6 protein-coding genes and 1 tRNA gene are annotated in these 14,974 nt (G+C 38.6%); 5 read left to right on the top strand and 2 right to left on the bottom strand.

All coding sequences use genetic code 11. The annotated features are described in order from the left end of the window. Nucleotides 1-977: 977 nt before the first annotated feature. Nucleotides 978-4,118 carry an autotransporter outer membrane beta-barrel domain-containing protein gene (locus ACFIJ9_RS07240; RefSeq protein ID WP_375636431.1) on the bottom strand — a complete coding sequence of 1,047 codons (3,141 nt, stop codon included), beginning with the start codon at nucleotides 4,116-4,118 and terminating at the stop codon, nucleotides 978-980. Nucleotides 4,119-4,792: 674 nt separating this feature from the next. After that, the gene (locus tag ACFIJ9_RS07235) at nucleotides 4,793-10,741 is read right to left on the bottom strand and encodes an autotransporter outer membrane beta-barrel domain-containing protein (RefSeq protein WP_375636429.1); all 5,949 of its coding nucleotides are present in this window, start codon (nucleotides 10,739-10,741) and stop codon (nucleotides 4,793-4,795) included. A gap of 197 nt (nucleotides 10,742-10,938) precedes the next feature. On the opposite strand from ACFIJ9_RS07235, the gene ACFIJ9_RS07230 reads away from it, so the two are divergent. From ACFIJ9_RS07230 to ACFIJ9_RS07210, 5 genes are all read left to right on the top strand, one after another. Then, entirely contained in the window at nucleotides 10,939-11,889 is a 951-nt protein-coding gene (locus ACFIJ9_RS07230; RefSeq protein WP_375636428.1) for a siderophore ABC transporter substrate-binding protein, read from the top strand. 102 nt (nucleotides 11,890-11,991) lie between these two features. Next, nucleotides 11,992-12,948, top strand: coding sequence for an ABC transporter permease (locus ACFIJ9_RS07225; RefSeq protein ID WP_375636427.1), 957 nt, complete (start codon nucleotides 11,992-11,994; stop codon nucleotides 12,946-12,948). Next, nucleotides 12,941-13,891, top strand: coding sequence for an iron chelate uptake ABC transporter family permease subunit (locus ACFIJ9_RS07220; protein WP_375636425.1), 951 nt, complete (start codon nucleotides 12,941-12,943; stop codon nucleotides 13,889-13,891). Before ACFIJ9_RS07225 ends, ACFIJ9_RS07220 begins: the two co-directional genes overlap by 8 nt. Further along, a complete protein-coding gene (locus tag ACFIJ9_RS07215) occupies nucleotides 13,888-14,646 on the top strand; it encodes an ABC transporter ATP-binding protein (RefSeq protein WP_375636423.1) in 759 nt (252 codons plus the stop codon). Before ACFIJ9_RS07220 ends, ACFIJ9_RS07215 begins: the two co-directional genes overlap by 4 nt. Before the next feature lie 64 nt (nucleotides 14,647-14,710). Next, nucleotides 14,711-14,784 (top strand) — tRNA-Gln (locus tag ACFIJ9_RS07210). Nucleotides 14,785-14,974: the final 190 nt, after the last annotated feature.

The following is a 14,974-nucleotide window of genomic DNA, read 5'->3' as shown; positions in this document are numbered from 1 at the left end:
ATATAACTGAAGAACGACAGAAAAATCACCTTTAAAATTGTTATTCAAAAATAGCCTTAATCGGTTGACATGCATCAAAAACGCCTACTTTAACTGCTGTCTCCCCCCCCAGAACGGACATAATAAACATCCTTACGATAGAGATGTTATATTGAAACAATATGTACTTTGTAAGCAGACAAAACATATGCCAAAATTGAAAAACAAGAGTTTACATATACCTTTTTAGACAATCTTCATGGCAAGACAGCCTAATAAAGAGTAGGAACGTGTAAAAATCAGTTCCTATTTTTACTATCTCCTTTTAATTCAACTTGACAATATTCAAAAACATTCAGAGCCATATTTTAAAAAGTGAAGATGACACATGACTTTATCTTTTTATTTATGCATTTAAAGAAAACACATTTTCCAAAAACAATATGTCATTATGTTTCTCATTCATCAGTTTTCTCAGATAACTCTCATTTTTTCCATCCCCATTTCACAACAACAGCGGATATAATATAAAGTTCATCAGATATAGCCCTCATTGCGCTTGAGTATCTTCTTTTCCTTTGCCAATTTCTAATATTGTAAATCCTCTCCTCCTAAGGTAATTTCCTAAATTATATTGACTCCTTTCTCAGACAATTATCCACTTGCCAATCTTACATAATATGCAAAGGAATGCTTTTTATGGGTTCATCATAAGAGCATTGAAAATATTTCCGCATTCTGAATTAAAAAATATCTTTATCAATCGGCATATAATAAATAATATAATAATCACTCTGAAATACGCGTTTTGAAACCATAACGTACAAACTCTTCAAACTTTTCAAAAAAATGAAAGAAGTCCAACCCAAAAGCATATTAAAGATATGCGAAGTTACACTCTCGTAAAAAAGCTATAACACAAAATGAATAGAGAATGAGAAAAAGCCACAAGTTATACTTGTGGCTTTTTCAAAGATTAATCAGAAACAGCAACAACTCTAGAAATGATAACGCAAACCACCAGAGAAACTAGTTCCAGAAAAACCAGCTTTCGTTAGCTTGTGCTGATAAACCAAATCACCGTAAAGCGCAAAGTTTTGAGACAATTGGGCATTAAAACCTAATCCGGTTTCTAACGAAGAACCAAAAGAGCCTAGCTGAAAAGCATCTTTAAAATGCACAAATTGTTTTCCTTCAAAACCGTGAGCAAGATGAAGCTTGCCATAGAAAGAGACAACTTGAGCCTTATCAGTTGCGACCAGCCTCTTTGTTAAACGCCCTCCAACACGCCCTATCCACTGATGAAGCTTTCCCAGCTCAATATCAAAGCCATCCACATCAGGCACTTTATTAAATTGAAGATATTGATAAACAACTTGAACTTGCGGATCAAAAACAAAACCGTCCTCCCCCACCATAAACGTTTTACCAGCAGTCAATGAAGCGCTTAAAGGATTTCCCTTTAATGTTGCCGTCTTGCCACGTGCAGTTGTTAGAACATCACCTTTAAACAAACCGTAAGACACAAGACCATCAACGTAAAAACCCGCATCATGCTGCATACCACCGTATGCTGTAACTGACCATTTATCAAATGTACTTTTTTGACTCTGCTCAACATTCAAAGGTTGCAAAGAAAATCTCTCGTAGGCCCCGATAATTCCAAAAGAAGTGGAACCATACATATTTTCGATTGCTTTCAGCAAAACACCTGCCTCTATGGCATTATAATCAAGCTCGCCGCCATAACCATATTCAAGCGCGGAAAGATTTGAAGTATAACGATGATTGCCGCCATAACCGCTCACAAAAAAGAAAGGATTTTCACGACTTTCTAATAAACCCCCAGAAGGAATTCGTAAAGCTTCTAATCGCTTATTTTGATTGCTCACATTCATCAAACCAATATGGCGTAAGGCATTAGGCAAAAGGAGATAAGTCGGAACCTGCGGAACAACAGCCTTAACTCCCGGCTTAGGATGAGGCTCCGGAGAAGGTGCTGGAGAAGGTTCTGGTCCTGGAATTGGGTCAGGAAAAGGCTTCGGAGCAGGATCTGGTTTAGGTTTAACATCAGAATCTATAGATCTACTTTCAAGGCGAAAATCCCAAAATTCTCCGTTCCCTTCAACTAATCTTTGATCCATGTTTGCTTTTCCTAAATGAGACCTTGGACCATAACTATAAAGCTTATACTGATAAGGTAATTTATCTAATGCTACATAACCACCTTCCAACTGAAAAGAATCTTGCTCTGCTTGTCCAGAAACCTGAATGACTGAAATACCTTCATCATTTCCTCCCCTTCCCGTGTATCCTCCTGGACTTCCTGAAACCCCATGCACTTGGAGCTTTGTTTTTCCCGAAACATCACCATGAATTAAAACACGATCAGTCTTTTGATGATCAAGAGCACCACCACTATTCAAGTATGTATTAAGGGAAATAGAGGCACCGTCCCGTGCTCTATAAACTTCACCCTTTCCCTTTCCAATACGAAGGGTTTGATAATCATCAGCAGAAGAAGATTCATGTCTTTTAAAATTAATAGAGCTCTCACCCATAAGACTAACGAGTGAAATAGAAGAATCATGGGCAGCCTCATGTTGATCTTTTTTCAACGGTTGTTGTAAAATCCATTTAGAACGGCCTCCCAAATAAAGTTCGGCATTAGAATTTTTATCAACATGTGTGCGACCTTCAAGAGTAGAAGCATCAGCCAAAACTGTTATAGAAGCACCTTCCTCAGCTTTTAATAAAAAATTCCCTGAACGAAGAGTGCTGTGCACCAACCCCACCGCACCAGAAATAATGTTTCTACCATAAAGAGCCGCATCGTCTAAAACAGAAAACTCTGTTTTATCCAAATTAACAACTTCTAATCGTGGTAAAGCTTTTTCTTCCTCTGATGAAATTTCTTCTTTTTTATCCCCACCTTCACTCCATGGCTTCTCTCCCCGCAAATAGATACCATAAGATCCCTTACCCTTTACAGTAACAGAAGAGGATTTCATATTAACTTCAGTCACAGGAATCTTTGAATCAGAATCTTCATTTGATAAATCTTTAACTTCCTGCAGAGGAATAGAATTGACTGTATTTTCTAATAATATGCCATGGACATCCATAGCACGAATAGTCGTACCCTCTAAATTAACCACCCCCCCTAAATCCGTATGCACAACCGCACGATCCTTACCTTTGTCACCTTTCCCAGTAATTTTAACATTCTCGAGATTTACTTTTCCACCTAACGTCGAAGAAACCCCATGGCTGTTCATAAAATCAACTGATCCACCTGACATCCAAATTTCTGAATGATCATAACTTAAAAGACTCGCATTCCCATTAGCGGTCTTAATTTCTGTATCTTCTAAAAGAACAAACGAGTTCTCTGCTGCATCAACACCCTCATGACTTTCCTTAATCTTTCCATTTTTTACCTCAATCACGCCATCACTCGCACGAAGGGCTATAACTGTATTTTTGATAATCGGATCTTCCAAAGCAATCTTACCGTTCTCTAATACATGCACCCCCATTAGAAAAGTTTTATCAGCAACTTGACTACTAACCGCTACATCCTTCGCACTAACCCTTGTGCCTATTCCTTTCACCGTTATAGCGGTGGGATTATCAGGATAATTGGAAACGTTCTCATTCGTAATTTTATAAGATTTATTATCAATTTTAGGCTCCTCTTTAGGATCCCCGCAATTATCGCATATATAATACAACCCATTATAGTAATAAAACCTAGGACTCACACCTCTTCCATCAGAGTCTGCATCTTTAACAGAGTTATCTACATTATCCTTACGCCCAATCTCTCCATCCACTCCACTCAGCTTACGATAATCGCTCCCCCCACGAATACCCTCATCGTTATTGCGAACAGGAATCATATTAGGAGGATAATAATTATCCCCACTCTCTCCCCTAAAAGGAGGCTTATACGCATTACTTCCACCAAGATGAGAACCAGAAATAACACGAATACCGTTAATCGGAGTAACAGTTATAACATAAGGTTTACCGACCTCCTCTGTAGCCGCATAAACTTCTCTTCCATTTTGGAACAAAGAGAGGATAGCTGTTGTACAAGCACACAAACATAGATGATTTCTAAAAACTTTAATCATAGTTCCCTCGAAACTTTTCTTCCCCTCTCATTAAAAATAAAAGCACCTGCAAAACATCCCATTGCACACCTCAAAACACGAAAAGTGTAACAAAAAGAACATGCCTCATGCTCATCTGAACTGTGCAATGAATTACCCCAATAGATTTGGCAGAAGCTCTACGCCAAAACTACCTATAAGAGAATAATAAACAATCACACTTTATAAGTGTATAATGCATTCTGTATTTCGTGTAAAGAAAAAATAAAATCAGTGCGTGCAATTAATTAAAAAAACAACTAAACCTTGTGAACTTTAAAAATTAATCCACAAGGAGATAAATAAAACAATGAGTTAAATCAGTGGAAAACAAACTCTCAAAAACGAGTTTTAGAAAACATCAAATATTATATTAGATAATATCAATCAGTACCAAAAAGGATAACCTAACGCATACTGGACTACTGAACGCTTAAAAAGCCGATAAAAGCGAAGCACTCTATCGTATCAGTAGCAGCATAAACTTTAAAAAATTCGCTTTAGCGTAGAAAAGTGCTCTCATGCATAAAACAAAACTATGTCTTTTTTGCTCAATCAAGAAGACGAAAAGCTTTTAAGAGCAACACAAGTTGCTACAAAGAAAAAAGGCAGCACAATGTGCTGCCTTTTTTAAAAAGTACATACTGTACCTTATATTAAAACTGATAACGCACTCCTCCGGAAAAACTTGTTCCCGAAAAACCAGCCTTATTAAGCTTATGTTGATAGAGAACGTCAGCATGTAGAGAGAACTGTGGCAACAATTTGGCATTAAAGCCTAATCCAGCCTCTAATGAAGAACCAAAAGCTCCTAACTTGAAAGCATCCTTGAAATGCACAGACTGTTTTCCTTCAAAACCATGAGCAAGATAAAGCTTACCATAGAAAGCAACAGCATTCACGCCTTCAGAGCCTGTAGGAGTCTTGGTTAAGCGTCCACCAACACGTGCCACCCACTGATCAAGGTTACCCATTTCAATATTAAAATTGTCAATATCACGGGCCTTATTAAACTGGAGATGTTGATACACAACTTGAACCTGCGGATCAAAGACAAAGCCCTTATATCCTGTCTCAATTGTCTGACCACCAGTTAAAGAAACACTCAAAGGATTACCTTTTAATGTTGCTGTCTTACCCCGTGCAAGAGTGAGAACATCACCTTTGAACAGACCATAGGATAAAAGACCATCGACATAGAAGCCAACATTATGCTGCATGCTACCATATACCGTAGCAGTCCATTTATCAAATGCACTCTTCTTACTTTGCTCAACATTCAAAGGCTGCAGAGAAAGTTTTCCATAAGTTCCCATAACACCAAAGGATATAGTGCTATCAGAGCTTTCAATAGTTTGCAGCAGAACACCTACCTCTACACCATGATAGTCAAGATCACCTCCGTAACCATATTCAAGCGTGGACAGATCCGAAGCATAACGGTAATTTCCACCATAGCCGCGCAAGTATAAAGCAGGATTTTCACGAATCTCTACCATTCCATTAGAAGTCATCCGCAATGTGTCCAACTGCTTGTTTTGATTACTGATATCCATCAAACCAGCGTGGAATACACTATTAGGCAAGACAAGATAAGTTGGAACCTGTGGAACAACAGACCTTACAAATTGTTCAGAAAGGGCAGCAGATCTCATAGACTTAACATACTGATTTTCTAGACGGAAGTTCCAAAACTCTCCACCATCCTTAACAAACTTCTGCTGAACATGCTCCTGTTTCGAAGTCGCTTTTGGAGCATAAGCACGAAGAGTGTATTTGTAAGGTGAGTTGCTCAGTGCAACATAATTGCCATCGAGTTCGAAAGAATCTTTCTTCGCTTGACCATAGACCTGAATAACTGAAACACTGTGAGCAATCTTTCCATTCGCTCTAGAATCTCCTACATTGCCCGCATCACCTCGTACATGTATTTTTGTTTTTCCAGAAACATCACCATGAATGACAAGTCGATCCGTTACTTGTTGATCACTCGGATCATGAGGATTTAAACGTGCATTGAGATGAATTACAGCATCACCCTGTGCCTCATAAACTGTGCCGTTCCCATTTCCAATATGGAGAGTCTGATATCTCCCTTCAGATTCGGAAGATCTAAAATCAATAGCACTATTTATAAGTCTCACAGAAGGAACGCATGAACCTACACATCCTAAATCTGGAGTACCCAAATTCTTCTGCGCACTTCTTTTAAGAACCCACCGTGAACTATTAGCCAAATCTAATTTTGCATAAGAACTTTTATCAACGCGAACATCGCCTGTAACAATAGAGCTATCAACCGAAACTGATATATTAGAATCATTTTCAGCCTTCAATAATAAGTCACCAGTAAGAGTTGTTTTATTTTCTAATAAAACATGACCACTAGAATTATTACCATAAATCGCTGTACCCTTTGCAACTTCAAAATCAGTTTTCTTCAACGAAACTGTCCCTGCTATGCCTATAGGTGTTTTCTTCTGTTCGGATACAGCGCTCCGCTTAACAACAATTGCTTTCTCAGTTGTTAAATCCTTACTTCGATTTTGTTGACTCGCTTCTTTCTGTATTACCCCATCAAAATATATGCCATAGGTTCCATCTCCTTCCACTCTAACAATAGAAGACTCAATATTCGCGTGATTCACGGTAGGACGAACCTCAGAAGATCTCTTCTTCCTAGAAGAACCCGTTTCAACCACATCATCACCCTTTATAACCCACAAAGCATGAGCATCAGTAACAACATTTCCATTCTTAAAATCAACAGAAGCATTATCACTCAACAGAAAAGCTGCGCGTGCAAAATTATCTACAGAATCTAATTTTTCTGCTGATTTTTTCACAGTAATGTCCACTTTATCTAACCTAACGCTTCCCCCAGCTTCTGACCTCACAGCCACTCCCTTTGCCAAAGTAATAGCTCCAGTATTCATTGTTATCTCACCAGCCTTACTCGCCAGACCAGCCGCAACCAAATCTCCCGTTACGTTAATTCTCGTATCCTTTAAATTAACAGATGATCCAGAACCAGCCAAAGCGCCCACATAAAGCGCATCAACTGTCCCACCAGTCATCTTAATCTTTCCGCCACTTTGCGCTTCAAGCCCAATCACAGAAGATTGGATTTTTGATTTCTTATCCAAAACAACTTCTCCATTGTCTTCTGCAAGCACAGCACTCACGCGCTTTGATGTAGCAAAATCAACATTATTTTCACTGTCAGAAAAATCTGCACCACTAATGATAGCTCCCTCTAACTTAATAACCGTATCCTGATTTTTTACATGCATAGGATGCTGAGTTTTATCACTTGCCTTCAACGTAAAGTTTTTTATCGTCCGCGATTTACCATCACTACACAAATAAGTAGTCAGTGATCTCTCTTCACCATTATTCATATCATCACATGTAGAAGAAATCGTTTCCTTAGAAGGAACATTTCCATTATCAGAACTACCAAGCATAAGAATACTCCCAGCAGATACATCAGAAAGCGCAACAGGTTTTGCGGAAGTCTCAGAAGTAGAAGGCTTCATGGAAGCTGCTGATTTTATAGGTGTCAGCATATTCGACACAGTATGATACTCAGATGTTCCAGAAACCCCATCTGCCGATATCACAGAAATCCTGCCTAGATCAGATCTCCCAAGTGAATCAGCTCCTGAAGGTATTAAAGTTACCGAATCTATAGATGAAGGAGATGAATTGGATAAAACAGGATATACGCTATGCCCAGATGCCTCAGATCTTACAAGATCAGTAGATGCGTCCCCCCCAAGTACAGTAGAAGTAACAGAAGACATAGTAGTAGGAGAAAGAAGAGGCGTTACAGCTTCAGATGCTTCACTCTCTACATCATAATATCCTTCATATCCACCGTCTGTATGATCTTCATCACCTGTCTCAGTTCTATGAGCTCCAGAATTCACACCAACCGTATCAGAAGTATTATGACCTACTATATCATTTTCTGCTTCATTCCGACTAACCGTTCGACTCGAATCAACAGCCTCCTCAGTTGTCGAGGAAGGCTCAACAGTCTCAGTAAGTCCATCTCCATCTGTTGTCACCATTAATCTATCTTCTGCTTCCGGTGATGGAGAAGACCTATCTGTACCTAGAGAATTCACATCAACTATATTATAATCACCATAACCTGTATCAGAATCATCGTAACCTACTATAGTATATTCCACTTCATTTGCATTCTGGCGAGAATATTCACTCACATCACCAGCAAGAAGATAAATACTCGTACGTCCATCACTTGTTACCAGTTCTTGACCATAACTTCCCCCAGGAACATCAGGAGTTCCAGATGGAAGACTTGTCCCTACAGAAGAATTACCTACCTCACTTCCCTCAGTTTCACGAGATTGCACGGAAGGAGTATTTGCATCCTCCCTCTTACTACTGCTGCCTAAGACAGGAAGAGAACTAGGCTCATAGGGCAAATTTTTATCTTCTAAACGAAAATCCCAAACATCTTTACCGCTCACAACCAAAGCCTCATCGAAATACTTCATCTCCGAAGAAGGCTTTGGACCGTAAGCACGAAGGACATACTGATAAGGTAAACCGCCTATCGTAACATACGCATCATTCAGCGTAAAAGAATCTTCCCTCGCCTCCCCATAAACCTGAATAATTGAAATACTCTGAGGTTTATAACCTTGGGCATCCTGACCTCGTTGAACATCACCATTTTGTCTCATTGGAAGCACATGCACCTTAGTTTGACCAGAAACATCACCATGAATTAAAAGCCTATCAGATAATCGAGATGCCTCTGATGCATCAGCTGGCACAGATGCACCGAAATAAATATGAGAATCCCAAAAAGCGGTGTAAACTGTGCCTTCCCCATTTCCTATACGAAGCAGTTGATGACTATAATCTTGTTGATTAGCATCATTTTGTAAAGGCAAAAACGAAATAGTAGAATTGTCAAGTTTCACAAATGAAATACATGAATCCTCACAACTGTTAGTCTGCTTTGCAAATCTACTTTTCGTTAAATGCCACTTCGATCCATTGAACAAAAAAAGCTTACCCTGAGAACCTTTTTCAACTTCAGCTTCGCCTCTAACTATAGAATCATTAACAAAAACCGACACTTCAGAAGTAGATCTAGCATATAATAATGAATTACCAGAAACATTCGATTCGCTATCTATAAGGACAGAGCCTCTCATATGATTACCTAAAATGACTGTACCATCTGGAACATTAAGAGTAGTGTTATGCAAAAGAACTACAGATTCCTTATTTTGTAATTGGTTACTTTTTAGGCTCTGTTCTGAATCATCAGTTTGATTATCAAAATATACGCCAACAGACCTTTCGCCACTCAAGTTAATAGTTGAAGATTTTATAGAAATCCCAACCCTAAAGTCCGCTTCAGCGGCTCCTTCTTCAGCGGCTCCTTCTTCAGCGGCTCTTTCTTCAGCGGTTCCTGCCCTTGTCTTTTTCCCTAAAATTTTGGGTATAAGATAGTTAACATAGTCTGAAGAAGCAAGAAACTCGGTACTGGGTTCATTTATCTCAATAGGCTTCACGCTTGTAGCATCATTTCTTCTATTATTCTTAGAATCTTTACCTTCATTGTCAAAGGCCCACACACCAATAGTATTTGAATGATTAATGTTTCCATTTTTAAAGGAAATAAAACCTGAATCTGTAGATAAAAGGCTAGTCAATTCCTGTGCTGCAGCGTTAGGTTTGCTTTCATTGAATGTAACACTAACATTATCTAGTTGAATGATTCCTCCGTTTTCTGCCACAACTACACTTACACCTATCGGTACAATAAGCTTCCCCAATTTCATATCTATTACTGATCCCTTGGCGACACGCAAACCAGTTGCATCATTATCTTGAAGATCATCTTCTTCATCTTTACTACCTAAACTCCACTGTTGTCCCGACACAATAATCTCTGTATTACGCAACATAATAAGTGATTCATTCACAGCCTCAGCACCCATAATTGCACTACGGATTAGCCCTCTTTCCATAACGATCTTTCCACCATATGAAGCGTAAAGCCCAGTGTCAAAATCACGACTCGATGAGTGTTCCAATTTAACCACTCCATCTTGTGATGCAAATACAGCGCTCCCATACTGCGGCATTGCATTCTGGTCAGCATTTGAAGCAGATCGATTCAGAAGAGATGAAGAGTACAATTTAACAATTGTCGGTTTAGTAGTTTTTGCTGATCCTCCAACAACAGCAAACCTTCCCACTGCTAAAGCATTAGCACCATTCTTTGTCACCATAACCGTACTATACTTCATTGAGTGTTCTGTTCCATCATTACAAACAACAGATGATAAAGGATCATTAAAACCTTTATAACTCGCTACATTACATACAGTGGCGCTACCCCCACCTTGGACAACGCCAGCACCAAGTCCACCAGCACCGCCAACGCCAGCGTTAGGGACACCAGCGCCAGCACCAACACCAGGGACGCCGCCAACGCCAGCACCACCAGGAACACCACCACTCGCTATCGAAGCATCAACACCTTGTAAAAGGAAAAGAGCACTCGCTGTCAGTGCGTACAGACTTGTACGCTTTTTAAATACATTGATCATATGTCAAACTTTCTAAATAATGTTGCAAAAACACTGGAATTAAGTGAAAATGAGGTAAGTGAACAATTTTTAACATATGTTGGTCAATTTTACAACATAGTGTTATTTATCTACGCTTCATTTTGTGCATAAAATACCAAAGTTAAGTTTTTAAGTGCGCAAACCCTTATAATATTAGATAAAAGGATAAAATTACGATGATAAAATATATGAAACGGATGACTTCTGTTTTACTGGTTGCAACCAGCTTTGCAACAGCTTTATGGACACAGACGAGTATTGCAAATACGAGTACTCAAACAAATGTAACAATTAATCATGTTTCAGGCACGACTCCTGTTCCCGCTTCTCCGCAAAAGGTTATTGTGTTTGATATTGCCTCTCTTGATAATATGAATCGCCTTGGTATCAAAGCGGTTATCGGTATTCCTGAAGGAAAAAAACCATCCTATCTGCAACAATTTGATGATGCAAAATATGAAAAAATTGGTACCCTTTTTGAACCCGATTATGAAAAAATTGCCACTCTTCAACCTGATTTGATTATCATTTCCTCCAGAACTCAAGCAAAATATAACGATTTATCCAAAATCGCTCCAACAATTGATCTAACTGTAGGAAATGAAAACTCTCTTGCAGATATTGAACGGAATGTGTCTATCCTTGGCAAAATTTTTGGCAAAGAAAAAGAAGCTGCAGCAGAAATTGCAAAACTAAATGAAACTTTAGCTGAAGTTCGTAAAAATACTAAAGGAAAAGGCCAAGGTCTTGTACTCATGACCTCTGGTGGAAAAATCAGTGCCTTAGGACCAAAATCACGTTTTGATATTTTGCATTCCGCTTTTGGAATTGCCCCAGCAACCGATAAACTCACTGTACAAAAACATGGACAGCTCATTTCTCCTGAATTTATTCTTGAGACAAATCCTGATTGGTTGTTGGTGATTGATCGGGATGCCGCAATTGGACGTGAAGGGCAATCTGCAGCACAATTGCTTAACAATGAGCTTGTTCACCGCACAACAGCAAGCAAACAAAATCAAATTATTTATTTGGACTCTTGGAGCTGGTATCGTGCAAGTGGTGGTTTAACGGGACTCATTGAAACCGCTAAGCAGATCAATGAAGCCTTTACAAAGAGCAAATAAGCGTACAAAAGAGCTTGCTTGCTATATAAATAAAATTTAAAAGCAGAGATTGTTTATTAAGCAGTCTTTGCTTTTTTAGGTTTTGTTAGAAAATGATTTAACGTGAAGAATTACTGGATAACCATAACACTTCTCATTCTCCTGTCTATCCTCAGCATTTTTGTTGGTTATTCTGATGTCACGCCTTCTGACCTTTTCGCAGCAGATCCCCATGCGTGGCTTATTTTTTGGCAAACACGTCTTCCTCGTACCATTGCAATCCTTTTAGTAGGTGCATCACTTGCACTTTCAGGTATGATTATGCAACTATTGACACGCAATCGCTTTGTCGAGCCATCAACCGCTGGAACTGTTGAATCTGCTTCCCTTGGCATTCTTTTCATTATGATTTTTCTGCCCGATATTTCTGTTTTAGGAAAAATGGTCGTTGCGACACTTTTTGCCATGACAGGCACTTTACTTTTTATGTTTTTATTGCGCCGCATTCCTCTAAAATCTGCTCTCATTGTACCCCTTACAGGGATTATGCTAAGCTATATTATTGGCTCTTTAACCAATGCCATTGCAGATTATGAAATGTTACTTCCCTCTCTTCAAGCTTACTTATTTGGCAGTTTTTCAATGGTTCTTGAAGGAAAATATGAGCTCTTATGGCTATCCCTTCCCCTTTGTATTCTCGCCTATTTCACTGCTGATCGCTTTACAGTTGCAAGTTTGGGAGAAGATTTAACCAATAACCTTGGATTGAATTATCGTGCTGTCATGTTTTTTGGTCTTTTTATTGTCGCCTCAATCACTGCTGTTGTTGTCTGTACCATTGGCCGTATTCCTTTTGTTGGACTCATTGTTCCCAACCTTGTGTCAAATTTCATGGGCGATAATATGCGCCGTACTGCTCCTTGGGTAGCCATCAGCGGTGCAGGATTGGTCTTGATTTGTGATCTTGTAGGACGAATAATTCATCCCTCTCTTGAAATTCCCATCAGCACTATGATGGGTGTAATCGGTAGTTTTATTTTTATGATACTGCTTTTACGCTGGAGAAAGCGTCTTGGATAGAAGAAAAAAAACAATATGTGTACTAACAACACTTATCATCATAGCATGTACTGTCATTAGTCTTTACATGACGTGGAATATCAATGTTTATACATGGACATTTCGTCTTACAAAACTTTCCTCTCTGCTTCTTATTGCCTATGCAATAAGCGTTTCTACGGTTTTATTTCAAACAATCGTTAATAACCGTCTTCTTACCCCTTCAATTATGGGATTTGATCAGCTTTATATTTTAATAAAGACTGTTCTGATATATTTTGTAGGCTCTCTTTCTTTGCCCTTTTTAAATGAAGAAGGACAACTCATTCTCGAAGCCCTCATTCTTATTCTTTTTTCAATAAGCCTTTTTCGCTGGCTCTTTTCAGGAAGCCTAAAAGGGCTTCATTTGACGCTTTTAATCGGTGTTGTTTTAGGCGGATTTTTTTTCAGTTTACGGATGTTTATGCAATTGCAACTAAATCCAGACCAAATGATGAATTTAACCGATATTATGTTTGCAAATTTTAATAAATTCAATACACCATTAATAAGCTTTGCCACAATCATTGTCTTCATTGTGAGTCTGATTGGATGGCATTCCCGTCATCTTCTTGATATTTTAGCTTTGGGACGTGAAAATGCCCTCAATCTTGGCGTTAATTACCACAAAAGTGCGACAGCTGTCCTTATTTTTGTTTCCATTCTCGTATCCATTTCTACCGCATTAGTAGGCCCCGTCACCTTTTTTGGACTGTTAGTTGCCAACCTTGCCTATGAACTTTCTCCTCAAGCAAAACACTGTGTTGTTGTGCCGATTGCAATATTATTAGCGATTATTTGTTTGGTGGGAGGACAATTTATTTTAGAACAAATTTTTCACATGGCAGGACGTTTAAGTTTTATCATTGAATTTTGTGGGGGTATTGTTTTCTTAATGTTACTGATGAAGGGAAAACTAAAATGATTGAGATCAATCATCTTTCCAAGGCTTACGGAGCACGATTGATTATCGATAATTTATGCCTTCATCTTCCCAAAGGGGGGATTATTTCTCTCATTGGGCCAAATGGTTCGGGAAAATCAACTCTTTTAATGCTGATAAGACGTCTTTTGTCATACCATAATGGTACAATTCATATCGACGGCTTTGATATTGATAAAATGCCCCACGATATTTTGGCTCAAAAACTCTCAATTCTGCGTCAAGATAATCCTTTATCCTTCCGTTTAACCGTGTACGATTTAGTAAGTTTCGGACGCTATCCTTATTCAAAAGGCTGGTATACACATGAAGATAAACAATTTATCGACAGTTCGCTACGCTATCTCGGCTTACAAGATTTAAAAGACCGTTTTTTAGATGAGCTTTCTGGCGGTCAGCGTCAACGCGCTTTTATAGCCATGGTTATCTGCCAAGATACTGATTATCTTCTCTTAGATGAACCATTAAACAATCTGGATATGAAACATGCCGTTTCTATGATGAAGCAGTTACGCCGCACAGCTGATGAACTGAAAAAAACCATTCTTATTGTTATGCACGATATTAATTTTGCCTCATCTTATTCAGATATGATTGTTGCACTGAAAAATGGAAAAGCAGCCTATTGTGGAACTCCCAAAGAAATTATGCAACCAGAAATTCTTAAAGACATTTATGATGTTGATATTCAAATCAAAACAATCAATGACATTCCTATCGCTCTTTATTATCGATAATCTAAAAGACTTTTTGCGCTTGCCTACACTGTAGAATCTGCTAGAGATGATAAAATTGGCTTATTGGGGAATAGTTTAATGGTAGAACAGCGGACTCTGACTCCGTCAATCTTGGTTCGAATCCAAGTTCCCCAGCCAGTGTAGCTGTAGCTTGCCAGTGTAGCTTGCCAGCAGGTTTTGTATATTTTGCCACTAGGTTTTGTACCAATTTATTTTTTCTCAAAGAGTTTTTAAGTGGTTCTCAAAGGGTCTTCAAAGACCTTTCAAAGATCGTTTAAAGCCTCTTTTCTTTTCTGCTCAAAATCGCAATTTGAGATGATCAATCAAA

It is taken from the genome of Bartonella sp. MR90HLJMH (assembly GCF_042194115.1).
GTDB classification, from domain to species: domain Bacteria; phylum Pseudomonadota; class Alphaproteobacteria; order Rhizobiales; family Rhizobiaceae; genus Bartonella; species Bartonella grahamii.
Note: the sequence above shows the minus strand (reverse complement) of the source record. Positions and strands in the feature narration are given on the sequence as shown.

Bases quoted from the DNA above. Each gene is read 5' to 3' on its own strand.
- ACFIJ9_RS07240 (WP_375636431.1), bottom strand. From the start codon at position 4,118: ATGATTAAAGTTTTTAGAAATCATCTATGTTTGTGTGCTTGTACAACA.
- ACFIJ9_RS07235 (WP_375636429.1), bottom strand. From the start codon at position 10,741: ATGATCAATGTATTTAAAAAGCGTACAAGTCTGTACGCACTGACAGCG.
- ACFIJ9_RS07230 (WP_375636428.1), top strand. From the start codon at position 10,939: ATGATAAAATATATGAAACGGATGACTTCTGTTTTACTGGTTGCAACC.
- ACFIJ9_RS07215 (WP_375636423.1), top strand. From the start codon at position 13,888: ATGATTGAGATCAATCATCTTTCCAAGGCTTACGGAGCACGATTGATT.